Annotated in this window: 13 protein-coding genes and 2 pseudogenes; 12 read left to right on the top strand and 3 right to left on the bottom strand. The window is 71.1% G+C overall.

Annotation, left to right across the window (positions count from 1 at the left end; translation table 11 throughout):
* The 11 genes from ACZ7DL_RS32415 to ACZ7DL_RS32365 are packed head-to-tail and all read left to right on the top strand — an operon-like array spanning position 1 to position 11,615.
* Positions 1-1,242 carry a glycosyltransferase gene (locus ACZ7DL_RS32415; protein WP_470779671.1) on the top strand — a complete coding sequence of 414 codons (1,242 nt, stop codon included), beginning with the start codon at positions 1-3 and terminating at the stop codon, positions 1,240-1,242.
* Positions 1,239-2,474: a class I SAM-dependent methyltransferase gene (locus tag ACZ7DL_RS32410; RefSeq protein ID WP_470779667.1), complete on the top strand. Its 1,236-nt coding sequence runs from the start codon at positions 1,239-1,241 to the stop codon at positions 2,472-2,474. The genes ACZ7DL_RS32415 and ACZ7DL_RS32410 overlap by 4 nt, the downstream gene beginning before the upstream one ends.
* Complete coding sequence (locus ACZ7DL_RS32405; protein WP_470779665.1) at positions 2,471-3,280, top strand: glycosyltransferase family protein; 810 nt, start codon at positions 2,471-2,473, stop codon at positions 3,278-3,280. Before ACZ7DL_RS32410 ends, ACZ7DL_RS32405 begins: the two co-directional genes overlap by 4 nt.
* Positions 3,277-3,924, top strand: coding sequence for a PIG-L deacetylase family protein (locus ACZ7DL_RS32400; protein WP_470779663.1), 648 nt, complete (start codon positions 3,277-3,279; stop codon positions 3,922-3,924). Before ACZ7DL_RS32405 ends, ACZ7DL_RS32400 begins: the two co-directional genes overlap by 4 nt.
* Before the next feature lie 3 nt (positions 3,925-3,927).
* Positions 3,928-4,953, top strand: coding sequence for an NAD-dependent epimerase/dehydratase family protein (locus ACZ7DL_RS32395; protein ID WP_470779662.1), 1,026 nt, complete (start codon positions 3,928-3,930; stop codon positions 4,951-4,953).
* 20 nt (positions 4,954-4,973) lie between these two features.
* On the top strand, positions 4,974-6,248 hold the full coding sequence (locus tag ACZ7DL_RS32390; RefSeq protein ID WP_470779808.1) for a DUF4910 domain-containing protein: 1,275 nt from the start codon (positions 4,974-4,976) through the stop codon (positions 6,246-6,248).
* Between the two features lie 5 nt (positions 6,249-6,253).
* On the top strand, positions 6,254-7,543 hold the full coding sequence (locus tag ACZ7DL_RS32385) for a hypothetical protein (RefSeq protein ID WP_470779807.1): 1,290 nt from the start codon (positions 6,254-6,256) through the stop codon (positions 7,541-7,543).
* Positions 7,540-8,487 carry a glycosyltransferase family 2 protein gene (locus tag ACZ7DL_RS32380; protein WP_470779660.1) on the top strand — a complete coding sequence of 316 codons (948 nt, stop codon included), beginning with the start codon at positions 7,540-7,542 and terminating at the stop codon, positions 8,485-8,487. Before ACZ7DL_RS32385 ends, ACZ7DL_RS32380 begins: the two co-directional genes overlap by 4 nt.
* The gene (locus ACZ7DL_RS32375; RefSeq protein ID WP_470779659.1) at positions 8,484-9,716 is read left to right on the top strand and encodes a polysaccharide pyruvyl transferase family protein; all 1,233 of its coding nucleotides are present in this window, start codon (positions 8,484-8,486) and stop codon (positions 9,714-9,716) included. The genes ACZ7DL_RS32380 and ACZ7DL_RS32375 overlap by 4 nt, the downstream gene beginning before the upstream one ends.
* Complete coding sequence (gene rfbC, locus ACZ7DL_RS32370) at positions 9,713-10,264, top strand: dTDP-4-dehydrorhamnose 3,5-epimerase (RefSeq protein WP_470779657.1); 552 nt, start codon at positions 9,713-9,715, stop codon at positions 10,262-10,264. The genes ACZ7DL_RS32375 and rfbC overlap by 4 nt, the downstream gene beginning before the upstream one ends.
* A gap of 7 nt (positions 10,265-10,271) precedes the next feature.
* Positions 10,272-11,615, top strand: coding sequence for a glutamate-1-semialdehyde 2,1-aminomutase (locus ACZ7DL_RS32365; RefSeq protein ID WP_470779655.1), 1,344 nt, complete (start codon positions 10,272-10,274; stop codon positions 11,613-11,615).
* Positions 11,616-11,627: 12 nt separating this feature from the next.
* On the opposite strand, the gene ACZ7DL_RS32360 is transcribed toward ACZ7DL_RS32365, so the two are convergent.
* The 3 genes and pseudogenes from ACZ7DL_RS32360 to ACZ7DL_RS32350 form a co-directional block, all read right to left on the bottom strand.
* Positions 11,628-12,314, bottom strand: coding sequence for a phosphatase PAP2 family protein (locus tag ACZ7DL_RS32360; protein ID WP_470779653.1), 687 nt, complete (start codon positions 12,312-12,314; stop codon positions 11,628-11,630).
* A gap of 255 nt (positions 12,315-12,569) precedes the next feature.
* Positions 12,570-13,799 carry an IS110 family RNA-guided transposase gene (locus ACZ7DL_RS32355; RefSeq protein WP_470779650.1) on the bottom strand — a complete coding sequence of 410 codons (1,230 nt, stop codon included), beginning with the start codon at positions 13,797-13,799 and terminating at the stop codon, positions 12,570-12,572.
* Positions 13,800-14,125: 326 nt separating this feature from the next.
* Positions 14,126-14,956 (bottom strand): annotated as a pseudogene (locus ACZ7DL_RS32350) (IS110 family transposase); the annotation flags it as partial.
* A 291-nt stretch (positions 14,957-15,247) separates the two neighbouring features.
* Here ACZ7DL_RS32350 and ACZ7DL_RS32345 point away from each other — a divergent pair.
* A pseudogene (locus ACZ7DL_RS32345) lies at positions 15,248-15,661 on the top strand (IS5 family transposase); the annotation flags it as partial.
* Positions 15,662-15,868 lie beyond the last annotated feature (207 nt).

Raw genomic sequence — 15,868 nt, 5'->3', positions numbered from 1 at the left:
ATGCACGTCCTCGTGGTGCACAACCGCTACGCCTCGGCGCAGCCGAGCGGGGAGAACAAGGTCGTCGACCAGGAGGTGGCTCTGCTGCGCGGGGCCGGCCACCGGGTCGAGATGTTCGAGCGGCGCAGCGACGACATCGCCGCCCGGTCCCTGCTGGGCAAGGCCGCGGTGCCGCTGCTGGTGCCGTGGAACCCGGCGGTCCGCTCGGAGCTGGCCGCGAAGCTGCGCGCGGAGCGGCCGGACGTGGTGCACGTCCACAACGTCTTCCCGCTGCTGTCGCCGGCGGTGTTGGCGGCGTGCGCAGACGCGGGTGTGCCCGCCGTGGCCACGCTGCACAACTACACGCAGGTCTGTCCGCCCGGCACCCTGCAGCGGGACGGCCGGCCGTGCACGCAGTGCTTGGGGTCCTCGCCGCTGCCCGCCGTCCGGCACGGCTGCTACCGGAACTCCCGGCTGGCGACGGTGCCGCTCGCGGTCGGCCTGGCGGTCAACCGGCGGCGGTGGTGGTCCGGCGTGGAGCGGTTCTTCTGCATCTCCGCGGCGCAGCGCGACGTCCTGGCGGGGGCCGGCATGCCGGCCGAGCGGCTGGCGGTCAAGCACAACTTCGTGCCGGAGCCGGGCGTGAGGCGCGCGGGCCCCGGCGAGCACGTGCTCTTCCTCGGCCGGCTGGCGGAGGCCAAGGGCGTGCGGCTGCTCATGGCCGCATGGGACGAGCTCGCCTCCGGCGGCGGGCCGGGCATGCCGCTGGTGATCGCCGGCACGGGGCCGCTGGAGCCGGAGGTGACCGCCTGGGCGGCGGGCCGGGACGACGTGCGCTACGTCGGCCTGTACGACACGGCGCAGTGCCGCGAGGCCGTCGCGCGATCGGCGGCCGTGGTGGCTCCCTCGACGTGGCTGGAGGCGTTCGGCCTGGTGGTCGTGGAGGCGATGGCGGCCGGAGTGCCGGTCGTCGCCGCCGGTCACGGCGCCTTCGTCGAACTCGTCGAGGACGGGGTGACCGGGCTGCTGCACCGGCCGGGCGAGGCCGCCTCGCTGGCGTCCGCTCTGCGCCGGATCACCGCTGATCCGGCGCTCAACCGGGAGATGGGGCAGGCGGCCCGGCGCCGTTACGAGCAGGGCTTCAGTCCGGACGTCGGGCTGAAGCGCCTGGAGGAGGGGTACCGCTCCGCGATCGCGGGTCGGTCAGCACCGGCTCGCGGCGGGGACACCCGTGCGAGCAGGGGGGATGGGGACAGCACATGACACGATGCCGACTGTGCGGCTCGGAAGCGATGGCGAGCGTCGTCGATCTCGGGGCGACGCCACCATGTGAGAGCTTTCTCGCCGCGGACCGACTGGACCGGCCCGAGCCGGCGTATCCGCTGCATCTGCGGGTCTGCACCGACTGCTGGCTCGCGCAGATCCCTGCGCTGATCACGCCGGAGGAGACGTTCGAGGAGTACGCGTACTTCTCCTCCTACTCGACCTCCTGGGTGGAGCACGCGCGCACCTTCGTCGCCGACGCCGTGGAGCGGGTGGGCCTCGGCACCGACGCGTTCGTGGTCGAGGTCGCGAGCAACGACGGGTACCTGCTGCGGCACGTGGTGGACCGGGGGATCCGCTGCCTCGGCGTCGAGCCGTCGGTCAACGTCGGCGCCGCGGCGCGGGACGCGGGCGTGCCCACGCTCACCGCGTTCCTGGACCCGGACACCGGCGCCGCCGTCCGCGCCGAGCACGGTCCGGCCGACCTGGTCGTGGCCAACAACGTGTACGCGCACATCCCCGACGTGATCGGGTTCACCCGCGGGCTTCGCTCGCTGGTCGCCGACGACGGCTGGGTCTCGATCGAGGTGCAGCACCTGCTGACCCTGATCGAGGAGAACCAGTACGACACGATCTACCACGAGCACTTCCAGTACTACACGGTCGCCTCCGCGATCCGGGCGCTGGCGAGCGGCGGGCTCACGCTCGTGGACGTCGAGCTGCTGCCCACGCACGGCGGCTCCATCCGGCTGTGGGCCCGGCCGGCCGAGGTGGCCGGCGAGCCCACCGCGCGGGTGACCGACGTGCTGGCCCGGGAGAAGGCCGCCGGGCTTCAGGAGCTGTCCGGGTACACCGAGTTCTCGGCCCGGGTGGCCAAGGTGCGCCGGGACCTCCTCAAGTTCCTCATCGAGGCGGCCGAGCGCGGCGAGACGGTCGTCGGCTACGGCGCCCCCGGCAAGGGCAACACCCTGCTCAACCACTGCGGCATCCGGCCCGACCTGCTCCCGTACACGGTGGACCGCAACCCCTACAAGCACGGCAGGTTCACCCCCGGCACCCGCATCCCGATCCTGGCGCCCGAGCAGATAGCGGCCGACCGGCCGGACTACGTCCTGGTCCTGCCGTGGAACCTGCGCACCGAACTGGTCGAGCAGTTGTCCTTCGTGCACGACTGGGGCGGCCGGCTGGTCTTCCCCATCCCGGAACTGAGCATTGTCGAGGTCAAGCGATGAAGGTCGTCCTGTTCTGCGGCGGTTACGGGATGCGGATGCGAAGCGGTGCCGCGGACGACGTGCCCAAGCCGATGGCGATGGTCGGCCCGCGACCGCTGATCTGGCACGTCATGCGCTACTACGCGCACTTCGGGCACACGGAGTTCATCCTGTGTCTCGGGTACGGGGCTCACCACATCAAGGACTTCTTCCTCAACTACGAGGAGACGACGTCCAACGACTTCGTCCTGCGAGGCGGGCGGACCGAGCTGCTGTCCACCGACATCTCGGACTGGACGATCACGTTCGCGCAGACCGGCATCGAGTCACCGATCGGAGAGCGGCTGCGCCGGGTGCGGCACCACCTGGACGGCGACGAGATGTTCCTCGCCAACTACGCCGACGTCCTCACCGACGCCCCGCTGCCGGAGATGATCGACCGGTTCGCCCGCCGCGACGCCGGTGCGTCGATGATGGTGGTGCCGCCGCAGTCGTCGTTCCACTGCGTGGACCTCGGCGAGGACGGCCTGGTGGGAGGCATCACTCCGGTGAGCGAACTGCCGCTGTGGGAGAACGGCGGCTACTTCGTGCTCCGCCAGGAGGTCTTCGACCACATCCCGGAGAACGGGGACCTGGTCGCTGACGGATGCGCCCAACTGGCCAAGCGCGGCCGGCTGGTGGCGCACCAGCACCGCGGCTTCTGGAAGCCGACCGACACCGTGAAGGAGCGGGCCGCGCTCGACGACGCCTACGCCCGGGGCGACCGCCCGTGGGCCGTGTGGGAACGGGACGGCTCGGGGGCGGCCGCCGGAACGAGGACCGCGTGATACGGCTCGGCGCCGGGCGCCTGGACCGGATCGTCGCGGTGGGCGCGCACTGCGACGACATCGCCATCGGCGCCGGCGGCACGCTGCTCGCGATGTGCCTCGCACGTCCGGGTATCCGTGTCGACGCACTGGTGCTCTCCGGTGGTGGCAGCGAACGGGAGCAGGAGGAGCAGGCCGCGCTCGCCGCCTTCTGCCCGGGCGCCGACCTGCGGCTGACCGTGCACAAGCTGCCGGACGGACGGCTGCCCGTGCACTGGGAAGAGGCCAAGGCCGCGGTCGAGGAACTGCGCACGCAGACCGAGCCGGATCTGGTGCTGGCGCCGCGCACCGATGACGCGCACCAGGATCACCGCGGCCTGGCGAAGCTGATACCCACCGCCTTCCGCGACCACCTCGTGCTCGGCTACGAGATCGTCAAGTGGGACGGCGATCTCGGCCGTCCGGCGGCGTACCAGCCGCTGTCGCCGGAGATCGCCGAACAGAAGGTGCGGCTGCTGCAGGAGCACTACCCCTCGCAGCGGCACCGGCCCTGGTACGACCGGGAGGCCTTCCTCGGGCTTGCGCGGATCCGCGGCATCGAATGCCACGAGCGATACGCCGAGGCGTTCGCCGTCACCAAACTCACGCTCAACCTGGGGGGTTGAACCTTGCGCGTACTGCTGACCGGACACCAGGGCTATCTGGGCACCGTGATGGCCCCGGTCCTTGCCGCCGCCGGGCACGAGGTCGTCGGCCTTGACGCCGGCCTGTTCGCCGACTGCGTGCTGGGCCCGCCGCCCGCGGACCCGCCGGGGCCGCGGGTGGACCTGCGCGACATCACGGAAGAACACGTGGCCGGGGTCGACGCCGTGATCCACCTGGCCGCGCTGTCCAACGACCCGCTGGGATCGCTGGCGCCGGAGCTCACCTACGACATCAACCACCACGCGTCCGTGCGGCTGGCCCGGCTGGCCCGCGACGCCGGAGTGCGGCGCTTCCTGTACGCGTCGACCTGCTCGGTCTACGGCGCCGCCGGCGGCGACGACCTGGTCACCGAAGACGCCCCGCTGCGCCCGGTGACGCCGTACGCAGAGTCCAAGGTGCGGGTGGAGGACGACCTGCACGCGCTGTCCGACGGCGACTTCAGCCCGGTGTACATGCGCAACGCCACCGCCTTCGGCTACTCACCCCGGCTGCGCGCCGACATCGTGCTGAACAACCTGGTGGGCCACGCGCTCCTGTCCGGCGAGGTGCTGGTGCTCTCCGACGGCACCCCGTGGCGCCCGCTGGTGCACGCCGCCGACATCGCACGGGCCTTCACGGCCGCGCTGACCGCGCCGCGCGAAGCGGTGCACGACCGGGCGTTCAACATCGGCAGCGAGACCAACAACGTCACGGTCGCCGAGATCGCCGAGCAGGTCGCCGAGGCCGTATCCGGCTCCAAGGTCGTGATCACCGGGGAGACCGGTGCCGATCCGCGCTCGTACCGGGTGGACTTCTCCCGGTTCCGCGCCGCGGTGCCCGGCTTCGACTGCGAGTGGACGGTGAAGCAGGGCGCGCTCGAACTCGCGGACGCCTACCGGAAACACGGGCTGACCCGGGAGGACTTCGAGCGACGTTTCACGCGGCTTGCCGTGCTGCGGGCGGCGTCCGACGCCGGCGCCGTCGACGGCACCCTGCGGTGGCGCCGGTGACCGCGGCCGGCGACCAGCCGATGACCACGCCCGGCGAAGAGATGTACGCGCTGGTGGAGCGGCTGTACCCGCTGTGCCGGAGCATCACCGGCGACGGTGTGCGCGCCACCCTGGAGATCGTCGACGAGTACGTTCCGCTGCAGGTGCACGAGGTGCCGACCGGGACTCAGGTGCTCGACTGGACGGTGCCGAAGGAGTGGAACATCCGGGACGCGTACATCGCCGACACCACCGGCAACCGGGTCGTCGACTTCGCCGCGTCCAGCCTGCACGTGCTCGGCTACAGCGTGCCGGTGTCGGCGACCATGCCGCTGGCCGAGCTTCGCGCGCACCTGCACACCCTGCCGGACCACCCGGCCTGGGTGCCGTACCGCACCAGCTACTACAAGCCGGAATGGGGGTTCTGTCTGGCTCAGGAGACATTGGACGCGCTGCCGGACGGCGAGTACGAGGTGCGCATCGACTCCACACTCACCGACGGCCACCTCACCTACGCCGAGCACATCGTCCCCGGGCAGGTCTCCGACGAGGTGATCGTCTCCTGCCACGTCTGCCACCCGTCGCTGGCCAACGACAACCTGGCCGGCATCGCGGTGGCGACGTTCCTGGCCCGGGCGCTGGCGGAGCAGACGCCGTACCACACCTACCGGTTCCTGTTCGCGCCCGGCACCATCGGGGCGATCACCTGGCTGGCCCGCAACGCGGAGCGGGTGGAACGGGTCAAGCACGGGCTGGTGCTGGCCTGCGCCGGCGACCCGGGCCCATTGACGTACAAGCAGAGCAGGCGCGGTGACGCGGAGATCGACCGGGTGATGCGGCGCGTGCTGGCCACCTCCGAACGCCCGCACCGCGTCACCGAGTTCACTCCGTACGGCTACGACGAGCGGCAGTTCTGCTCGCCCGGGTTCAATCTCGGCGTGGGCTCGCTCAGCCGGACCCCGTACGCCGGTTACCCCGAGTATCACACCTCGGCGGACAACCTGGACTTCGTCTCCCCGGAGGCGATGGCGGACACCCTCGCCGTCTGCCGCGAGGCGTTCGGCGTGCTGGACCGCAACCGGCGGTACGTCAACCTCAGCCCCTACGGCGAACCGCAGCTGGGCCGACGTGGGTTGTACGACTCGCTCGGCGGCCGCAGCGACGCGAAGCAGGCCCAGATGGCCATGCTCTGGGTGCTCAGCCTCTCCGACGGCGAGCACAGTCTGCTGGACGTCGCCGAGCGGTCCGGGCTGCCGTTCGACACCGTCGCCGCCGCGGCCGGCGCCCTGCACGGCGCCGGGCTGATCAAGGCATGACGCCGATGACCACCGAGGGGGAGAAGGCGACGGCACCGGCCGGATCCGCCAAGCGGGCCCTCGTCGGCCGGCTGTCCTGGGGGCTGGCCGACCAGGCGGCCTCCAGCATGAGCAACTTCGCGGTGGGCATCTACGTGGCCCGCTCGCTGGGGGTGACCGCGTTCGGCGTGTTCAGCCTCGCCTGGGTGACCTACGGCGTGGTGCTCAACGTCTCCCGTGGGCTGGCCACCGATCCGCTCGTGGTGCGCTTCAGCGGCGTGTCGGACGCGTCCTGGCGCGGCGCGGTGGCCCGGTCGTCGGGTACCGCACTCAGCGTCGGTGCCGCACTCGGCGCGGCGTGTCTGGTGGTCGGCCTTGCTCTCGGCGGCCGCGTGGGGCCCGCGTTCGTCTGCCTCGGCGTCATGTTGCCGGGGCTGCTGCTGCAGGACGCCTGGCGGTTCTCGTTCTTCGCGGCCGGCTCCGGGCGGAAGGCGTTCGTCAATGACGTCGTATGGGGCGTCGCGCTCGTCCCGGCCATGGTCGTGGCGGCCCACGTGGGCACCGTGGCCGCCTTCGTGCTCGCCTGGGGCGCGTCCGCCACGGTGGCCGCGGGGTACGGCTACCTCCAGTCCGGTATCCGGCCCCGGGTGACCGGGGCACGCGGGTGGCTGCGCGAGCAGCGCGATCTCGGCTACCGCTACCTGGTCGAGAACGTCAGCCTCAGCGGCGCGAGCCAGCTGCGGGCGTACGGGCTCGGCGCGATCGTCGGGGTCGGCGCGGTGGGTGCGGTGCGGGGCGCCGAGCTCCTGCTCGGCCCGTTCCTCGCCGTGCTGATGGGTCTTTCGCTGGTCACCGTCCCGGAGGCGGCCCGGGTGCTGCGGCAGGCCCCGCACCGCCTCGGCTCGTTCTGCCTTCTGCTGGGCGGCGGGCAGGCCGCCGCCGCGCTGCTCTGGGGCGGGGCGCTGCTGCTGATGCCGGACCGGCTCGGCGAGTTCGTGCTCGGCGATGTCTGGCACTCCGCCGCGGCCCTCATCGTGCCGGTCACCCTCGGCGTCGCGGGCGCGGGCCTCGGCACCGGCGCGGCGGCCGGGCTGCGCGCGCTCGGCGCGGCCCGGCGCAGCCTGCGCTCTCAACTGTTCGCCTCCGCCTGCTATGTCGGCGGCGGGCTCGGCGGGGCGGCCGTCGCCGGCACGGTCGGCTCGGCCTGGGGCGTCGCCGCCGCGACCGTCAGCGGCTCGGCCGTGTGGTGGCTGCACCTGCGGTCCGCCCTGCGCGAGCGCCACCACGACTCCATCCCCGAAGTGAGGACGCCATGACCGCCCGACCCAGGCTGAGCATCGGCCTGCCCGTGTACAACGGCGAGGAGTACCTGGCCGAATCGCTCGACGCCCTGCTCGGCCAGACCTACGAGGACTTCGAGCTGGTCATCTCCGACAACGCCTCGACCGACGGGACCGAGGACATCTGCCGCAAGTACGCCGCGCAGGACGCGCGCATCCGGTACATCAGGCTGCCCCGGAACATCGGCGCCACGCCGAACCACAACCATGTGTTCGCCGAGTGCCGCGGCGAGCTGTTCAAGTGGGCCTCGCACGACGACCTGTACGCCCGGGACCTGCTGCGGCGCTGCGTTCAGGCGCTGGACGAGCGGCCGGACGTGATCCTCGCGCACAGCGACCAGGCGGTCATCGACGGCGACGGCCAGGTGAAGGTCCCGTACGAGTACGGGCTCGCCACCGACTCGCCGCACCCGCCGGAGCGCTTCCGCAGCCTGCTGTTCGAGCCCGGTGGCGACGACTTCTACGGGGTGATCCGGGCCGACGTGCTGCGCCGGGTGAAGCCGATGGACAGCTACCACCACGCGGACCGCACGTTCGTCGCCGAGATCGCCCTGCACGGGCCCTTCCACCAGGTGCCGGAGCTACTCTACTTCCGCCGCGACCACCCCACCCGCGCCGAGCGGGCGAACCCGAGCAAGCGCTCCCGGTGCGTCAACCTGGACCCGCGCCGGGCGGGCCCGCTGCATCCGACGCCCCGACTGCTCGCCGAGTACGTCTGGGGCTTCGTCTCGGCGATCCGCCGGGCGCCGTTGTCCCCGGCCGACCGGCGCGCGTGCTACCGCCACCTGGCCGCATGGATGACCAGCCGGGTCCGGCCGGGCGCCGGCGAGCGGGTCGAGGACCGCGCCCCGGTCGACCCGGCCCTGCTCACCGTCTCCGTCGACGCCCTCGTCGCCGGCCGCGAGGGGAGGCAGGCATGAAGCCCGCGAACGAAACTCCGGTGCGCGTCGGGGTGTTCGGCCTGCTCGGCTCCGGCAACCTCGGCAACGACGGGTCGCTCGAGGCCGTGCTCGGGTATCTCCGCGCCGAGCACCCGGACGCGGTCGTGGACGCGCTGTGCGGCGGACCCGAGGTCGTCGCGACCCGGTACGGGATCCCCGCGACGCGGATGCACTGGTACCGCGGGGAGTACCGGACCGCGTCGCGTGCGGGCGCGATCGCGGCGAAGGGTCTGGGCAAACTCGTCGACGCTTTCCGCACCGCTGCCTGGGTGCGCCGGCACGACGTGGTGATCGTGCCGGGCATGGGCGTCCTGGAGGCCACGCTGCCGCTGCGGCCGTGGGGCTTCCCGTACTCGCTGTTCCTGCTGTGCGCGACCGGCCGGCTGCTGCGCACCCGGGTCGCGCTGGTCGGCGTCGGCGCCGCCGCGATCGGCAGCCGGCCGACCCGAGCCCTGGTGCGCTGGTCGGCGCGGCTCGCCGCGTACCGGTCGTACCGGGACGCCCCGTCCCGTGACGCGATCCGGGCGATGGGCGTGGACACCGCGCGCGACGAGGTCTACCCGGACCTCGCGTTCGCCCTGCCGACGCCGCGGGCGAGCGCGCCCGCGGGCCCGCCGGGCCTGGTCTGCGTCGGTGTCATGGCCTTCCACGGCGGCAACGACGACCGCGCCCGGGCCGAGGAGATCCACCGGCGCTACCTCGACGGGACGACCCGGTTCGTCCGCGCGCTGGTCGAGGACGGCAGGCCGGTCCGGCTGCTCACCGGCGACGAGTGCGACGCGCCGGTGGTCGCCGCGATCCTCGACGCGGTGGACTCCCCGCTGGTCACCGCTGCCGAGGCGGCCTCGCTGGCCGACCTGATGAAGGAGACGGCGGCTGCCGACACCGTGGTGGCGATCCGGTACCACAACCTGATCTGCGCGTTGAAGGCCGGCACGCCGACGCTCGCAGTCAGCTATGCGGCGAAGAGCGATGCGCTCATGGCTCGGATGGGGCTCGGCGCGTACTGCCATCCGGCCCGCGAGGTGGACGCCGACCGGCTGCTCGAGCAGTTCCGGACGCTGGAGAAGCGGTCGGCCGAGCTACGGCAGACCCTCACCGAACGGAACCTGGCCGCCGCCCGGCAACTCGCCCACCAGTTCACCGCATTGACCGCGGCCTTGTTCCCGGCAACCGACCACACCCACGCCCTGCGGGAGGCACCATGAAAGCGACCGAAGTCCCGGCGATCGCGGGTGCGTACCTCTTCGAGCCGACGCCGTACGCCGACGAGCGCGGCTTCTTCTGCCGCACCTTCGACGCCGACGTGGTCCGCTCGGTGGGCCTCGACCCGGACGCCTTCGTCCAGGACAGCCTGTCCCGCTCGGTCCGGGGCGTGCTGCGTGGCCTGCACCTGCGCTCCGGCACCGGCGAGGCCAAGCTGGTGCGGTGCTCGTACGGGCAGATCTTCGACGTCGTCGTGGACCTGCGGCCGGACTCGCCGACATACCTGGGCCGGGCCTTCATCGAGCTGTCCGACGAGACGCAGGCGACCCTGTACATCCCGGCGGGGTGCGCGCACGGCTTCCAGGCTCTGACCGAAACCGCCGACGTCTCGTACCGGATCGACCGCCCGCACGATCCGGCCGAGGACGTGACGATCGCCTTCGACGACCCGGAGCTCGCCATTCCGTGGCCGCTGCCGGTCACATCGATGTCCCAGCGGGACCGGGAGGCGCCGAGCCTCGCCGAGGCCCTGAAGCAGAAAGAGAGTTGAGGTCGGCGTGGACACCGAAGACACCGGAGAGTCCCGGGAGTTCGTCCTGCCGCGGTCGCGGACGGCGAACGAGCGGCTGCACGCCATGATCCCCGGCGGCGCGCACACCTACGCCAAGGGCGACGACCAGTACCCCGAGAACCTTGCCCCGGTCATCAGCCACGGCCGCGGTGCCCACGTGTGGGACATCGACGGCAACCGCTACGTCGAGTACGGCTCCGGCCTGCGGTCGGTGAGCCTCGGCCACGCCCACCCACGCGTGATCGAGGCGGTGCGGCGGGAACTCGACCGCGGCAGCAACTTCGTCCGGCCATCCATCGTGGAGGTTGAGGCCGCGGAACGCTTCCTGGCCACGGTGCCGACCGCCGAGATGGTGAAGTTCGCGAAGAACGGCTCCGACGCCACCACCGCCGCGGTGCGCCTCGCCCGCGCCGCCACCGGGCGCCCGCGGGTGGCCATCTGTGCCGACCATCCGTTCTTCTCCGTCGACGACTGGTTCATCGGCACCACGCCGATGTCCGCCGGTGTTCCGGCGGCGACCAACGAGCTCACCGTGGCCTTCCCTTACGGGGACCTGGCCGCCACGGAGGAACTGCTCACCCGGTACCAGGACGAGGTCGCCTGCCTGATCCTCGAACCCGCCACCCACACCGAACCGCCGCCCGGGTACCTCGCCGGCCTGCGCGAGCTGGCCGACCGGCACGGCTGCGTACTGATCTTCGATGAGATGATCACCGGCTTCCGCTGGTCCGAGGCGGGCGCCCAGGGCCTGTACGGCGTCGTCCCCGACCTCTCCACGTTCGGCAAGGCGCTGGGCAACGGGTTCGCCGTCTCCGCGCTGGCCGGGCGCCGCGAGCTGATGGAGCTGGGCGGGCTGCGTCACTCCGGCGACCGGGTGTTCCTGCTGTCCACCACGCACGGTGCGGAAACGCACTCCCTGGCAGCCGCGATGGCCGTGCAGACCACCTACGTCGAAGAGGGCGTCACCGCGCGGCTGCACGCCCTCGGCGAGCGGTTGGCCGCCGGTGTCCGCGACGCCGCGGCCGGCATGGGCGTCGGCGACCACATCGTCGTCCGGGGCCGGGCCAGCAACCTGGTCTTCGCCACCCTCGACGAGAACCGGCAGCCGTCGCAGCAGTACCGCACCCTGTTCCTGCGCCGGCTCCTCACGGGTGGGGTGCTCGCCCCGTCGTTCGTGGTGAGCAGCGCGCTCAGCGACGCCGACATCGATCACACCGTCGACGTGGTGGCCCAGGCATGTGCGGTGTACCGGAAAGCACTGGACGCCGCCGACCCCACCCCCTGGCTGGCCGGACGACCGGTGAAGCCCGTGTTCCGCCGCTCGGCGTGACATGACGCGACGTCAGCGACCCTCCCGCCGACCGGCGTCGGCCATCCGATCGCACAGCCGGTCAGCCATCCTGTCGACCAGCCACGCGGTCGCCGGAATCACCGCCAGCGCGGTGCACCAGCCACCGAGGACATCGGTCGGATAGTGCGCGCCCAGGGCGACCTGCGCCCATCCCATCGCGGCGCCGGCCAACAGCGCCGCGGCGAGCACGAGTGACGTGCCGGCCGTCCCGCCGAGGCCGAGCCGGCCCGTCGCGAGCAGCGCCACGATGAGGGCGAGTGCGGTGAAGAAGGCGGTGTGCCCGCTCGGATAGGACAGGTTGCCGTCGCCGTGGATGGTGCGTCCCACCAAGTGCTTGAGCAGCGTCGCCGTCCCCACGGTCATGGCAGCGCCGGCAACGACGAGCACCGCTGCGCGAGGACGCCGAAACAGGAGGCAGCCCGTCACGGCGGCCACGACCAGCGTCGCCGCTCCGGCAGGCTCCCCCAAGAAGTCCATGGCCAGAGCGACGTACCGCCACGGCGGCCGCACACTGTCCGCCGTCGGCCGGATGATCCACCTGTCCACCCTGCCGGGCTCGCTGTGGCCGGCGTACAGGACCCCGAGCACGCCGACCACCAGCGCGGCGAGGACCGCGATCAGCCCCAGCCCCACGCGCAGCGACGACGCCAGCACCGCGGGCGCCGGCCGGCCGGTCACACGCCCACCGCGTCCGGTCGACCGGCGGTACTTTGCCGGAATCGGTAGATGGCGTTCCGGATCTTGACTCCTTGAGACAGCGTGCGGGTGCGGCCCTTCGTCCGACCGGTGGGCAGCCCTGAATCAGCGGCCTACTGTTCCCCTGTTCCAGGCCCCCTTGAACACTACCCGGCCTGCTTTCGGTGACGTCCTTGTCTGCCATTTGCGGTCCTGACCCCAATGCCGGGCATCGAGACATCCGATCGGTCTATGACGTCAAGCCGCGGCCGGTAGCGGGGTGGGGAAGGCGGTGTTCTCGTCGTAGTTCTGGCGTGTGATGAGACAGTGGTGGAGTTGGCCGAGGAGCCGGTTGAAGAGGTTGCGCAGAGCGGCTGTGTGCCGGTCCCCGATACTTCGACGGCGGTCGTAGTGGCCGCGAGCTCCGCGGGATCCGGACAGAGCGGCGAAGGACCAGACGTAGCCGACTGCGGCAAGTCGCTGGTTCTTCACCTTGCGGTGGTGGACGATCAAGCTCTTGCCGGAGGCTCTGGTGATGGGGGCCGAGCCTGCGTATGCCTTGAGCGCCCGGCCGTCGGCGAACCGGGACCGGTCATCGCCGATCTCGGCCAGGATGCGGGCGCCGGTGAGTTCACCAAGGCCGGGGAAGCTGGTGATGATCTCCGCGTCCTCGTGTTCAGTGAACCTCTCGGCGCATGCGGCGGCGAGGTCGTCGGCTGCCTGGGCGGCGGCATCGAGTTGCAGGACAAGTGCCCTGACCTGCTGACCGAGGGCTTCCTCGACGCGCGGGAGCTGACGCATGTGCGGCTCACGCAGGACCCCGGCGAGGTGCTCGGCCCGGGTCTCGATACGGCGCTGGCGGCCGGCCTTGCGCAGAAGAGAGCGGAGCCGTGCCTTGCTCAGCGCGGCAGCCGTGGCAGGAGTGGGAGCTGCGGCGAGGACAGCGCGGGCCTCCGGGTGGGCCAGGCCCACGTTCTTGACCTGGAAGGCGGCCAGTGCGGACGGGAAGAACTCGCGCAGCAGGGACCGGAGTTGGTTGGCCAGCTGCTGGCGGTTCCAAACCGCATCCTGCTGGGCCCGGGCCAGGACGGCGATCGCCTGGATGAGTTCGGAGTCGGCGGGCAGCGGGCGGTGGTGGTCCGCGTCCGTGCGCAGGACGTTCGCCAGAGCGAGAGCGTCCGCATGGTCCGACTTGGCCCGTGCCATCGAGCGTCGCTCACGATAACGAGCGACCGCCATGGGGTTGATGGCATAGACGGCACGGCCGGTAGCTCGCAAGCAGGCCACCAGCAGGCCCCGGGAGGTCTCAATCGCGACGGGGATCGGATCCTCGGGCCCGTCCCCGGCCTCGGCGAGAAGATGTTGCAGGGTCTCCAGCCCGGCGAGGTCGTCGCTGATCCGTTGCTTGGCGACCAGGTCGCCCCGCTCGTTGACCAGGGCGACGTCGTGGTGGTCCTCCGCCCAGTCGATGCCGCAGAAGATCTTCAAGTAGGTCCTCCTCGAACACAGATGGTGCAGGAGCCAGTGCAGGGACACGCCGCGCCCTAATGGGAGGACTCGCAGGTCCGGCATCCGATTGGCAGTTCGCATCCCCAGCGGTCGGCAAGGGCCTCGCTCTGTATGCGGAGCAGGTGGCTCTGGTGTCGATGAGAGGTCTCCTTGCTGGCGGCTCGGAAGACGCACTACCCAGCGGATGATCACGACGTGCCGGAAACGGAGGGCAGGTTGCGCACAGCCTCAATGAAGCAGGAGTCGAGCTCCGGGTCAGGACCAGACGTCCTCCGGCCCTCCGTCACCGTCGTGCACCGCCATTAGGTCAGGACCTGCGAAAGAGGGTGTGCCTCCAGCAATTCCTCGATCCTTGCGGCAAGGACTTTGCGCTGGTCAAGCACCGCGGAGAGCGAGACAGTCAGACTTGGGACGATCAGCGTGGAGGCCTCGGTGCCCGGAACGACGACAGTCTGCTCGTCGAGTGCGTCGAAGAGGTCCGCAACGAGTCGTTCTGCCATGCGTGGCGCCTTGGGTCGCAGCAGGGTCACCAGCCGTCGCCTGCCGGCTTTCCGTAACTGGGCTGGTGAGCCGTGTCGTTCGAGAAGGACCAGCACTGCCGGGTGGTCCAGTCGAGGGCCCAGGACCCGCTCGAGCGAAGGATGGATCTGGGTCAGCAGTCCGCGCAGACGGTTCTTGATGCGGGTGACCTCGCCGGCCAGGTCGTCGTCGAAGCCCACGAGCATGTTCAGCTCGGCGACGGTTTCGTCGTCCGGGGCCAGGTCGCGGAGGGTGTGGGGCATGGTGCGGGCGGCATCGGCGATGATCGCCGCATCGCGGGCATCGGTCTTCGACTCGCCCGGGTAGAGGTCGGCGATGCGCCGCATCGTCAGCCCTGGCAGATAGGAAACCCGACAGCCCGTATCGCGAGCTACTGCCAGTGGGAGAGCACCCATCGAGGCCGGCTGGTCTACCACGACCAGCACGTTGCCGTACTTGGCCTGCAGCTTCTCGAACAGTTCACGCAGCCGCGATTCATTATTTGGCATCGGCTTGTCGAACACCTTCTTGCCCGCCGGAGTCAGCGCAGTGCCGTGATGTTCGCCCTTGCCAACGTCCAGACCGAGGTAGATGTCGATCTCACCGTCGTGGTTCATGCCCCTCCCCAGCAGCCTCTACCCGGTCTCGCGTGCGGCATCAGCGTGCCGGCATCCACGTTACGAAGGCCTGCTCATCCATGGTGCGGATGTGAGCGGTCATGCCCCTGATCAGCGGTCTGCCAATGCCTCCCGGCCCGGTGACACCACCTTTTCGATCATGTCGACGAGGGGACCAAGTCATACCGGACCCGGAGACCGGAGCCCCAACAGCGGGGCCGTGGAAAAGGTAACGGGGATATGCAGAAGGAGCCTCCCGGTGGCGTCGGCAGCGAACCCGACGACCACGGCCTCGGGCGCTCGCGCGGTGGGCTGACAACGAAGCTTCACCTGGCGGTCGAGCAGGGACAGAAGCCGCTGTCTCTGCCCGTCACCGCCGGTCAGCGGCACGACAGCCCGCAGTTCCAGCCGGTCCTGGAGGGCATCCGCGTGCCCCGTATCGGCACGGGTCGGCCGCGCAACAAGCCGGACAGGGTCCGCGCCGACAAGGCGTACGGCTCCCACGCGAACCGCGCCTACCTGCGCAGGCGCGGCATCCGCTGCACCATCCCGGAGAAGGCCGACCAGATCCGCAGCCGCAAGAAACTCGGCTTCCGTGGCGGTCGCCCGCCCAAGTTCGACAAGGCCGACTACAAAGAGCGCCATGCGGTTGAATGCGGGATCAATCGCCTCAAGCGCCACCGCGCGGTGGCAACGAGATACGACTGTGAGGATGTTGGGGTGCCGCCTTGGGTGGTGGTCTGGCCCGCGAAGCTTGCCGTTCGCCACGAGGCGACCGTGCTGGTCGCGGCCATCAACGGATTGCCGCGACCAGAACCTTCACAACAGCCCCTGGGCGAGGTTGTCGGTGACGCGCTGGAGCACGGAGACCGCAGTCGCGTACTGCTCCTCCGTGATGTCGCCGAGGAGTTC

The organism is Streptomyces sp. NPDC036984, from assembly GCF_055607665.1.
Note: the sequence above shows the minus strand (reverse complement) of the source record. Positions and strands in the feature narration are given on the sequence as shown.

What these genes read in the sequence shown, in the direction of transcription:
- ACZ7DL_RS32415 (WP_470779671.1), top strand. Translation starts at nt 1, where the DNA reads ATGCACGTCCTCGTGGTGCACAACCGCTACGCCTCGGCGCAGCCGAGC.
- ACZ7DL_RS32410 (WP_470779667.1), top strand. Translation starts at nt 1,239, where the DNA reads ATGACACGATGCCGACTGTGCGGCTCGGAAGCGATGGCGAGCGTCGTC.
- ACZ7DL_RS32405 (WP_470779665.1), top strand. Translation starts at nt 2,471, where the DNA reads ATGAAGGTCGTCCTGTTCTGCGGCGGTTACGGGATGCGGATGCGAAGC.
- ACZ7DL_RS32390 (WP_470779808.1), top strand. Translation starts at nt 4,974, where the DNA reads ATGACCACGCCCGGCGAAGAGATGTACGCGCTGGTGGAGCGGCTGTAC.
- ACZ7DL_RS32385 (WP_470779807.1), top strand. Translation starts at nt 6,254, where the DNA reads ATGACCACCGAGGGGGAGAAGGCGACGGCACCGGCCGGATCCGCCAAG.
- ACZ7DL_RS32380 (WP_470779660.1), top strand. Translation starts at nt 7,540, where the DNA reads ATGACCGCCCGACCCAGGCTGAGCATCGGCCTGCCCGTGTACAACGGC.
- ACZ7DL_RS32375 (WP_470779659.1), top strand. Translation starts at nt 8,484, where the DNA reads ATGAAGCCCGCGAACGAAACTCCGGTGCGCGTCGGGGTGTTCGGCCTG.
- rfbC (WP_470779657.1), top strand. Translation starts at nt 9,713, where the DNA reads ATGAAAGCGACCGAAGTCCCGGCGATCGCGGGTGCGTACCTCTTCGAG.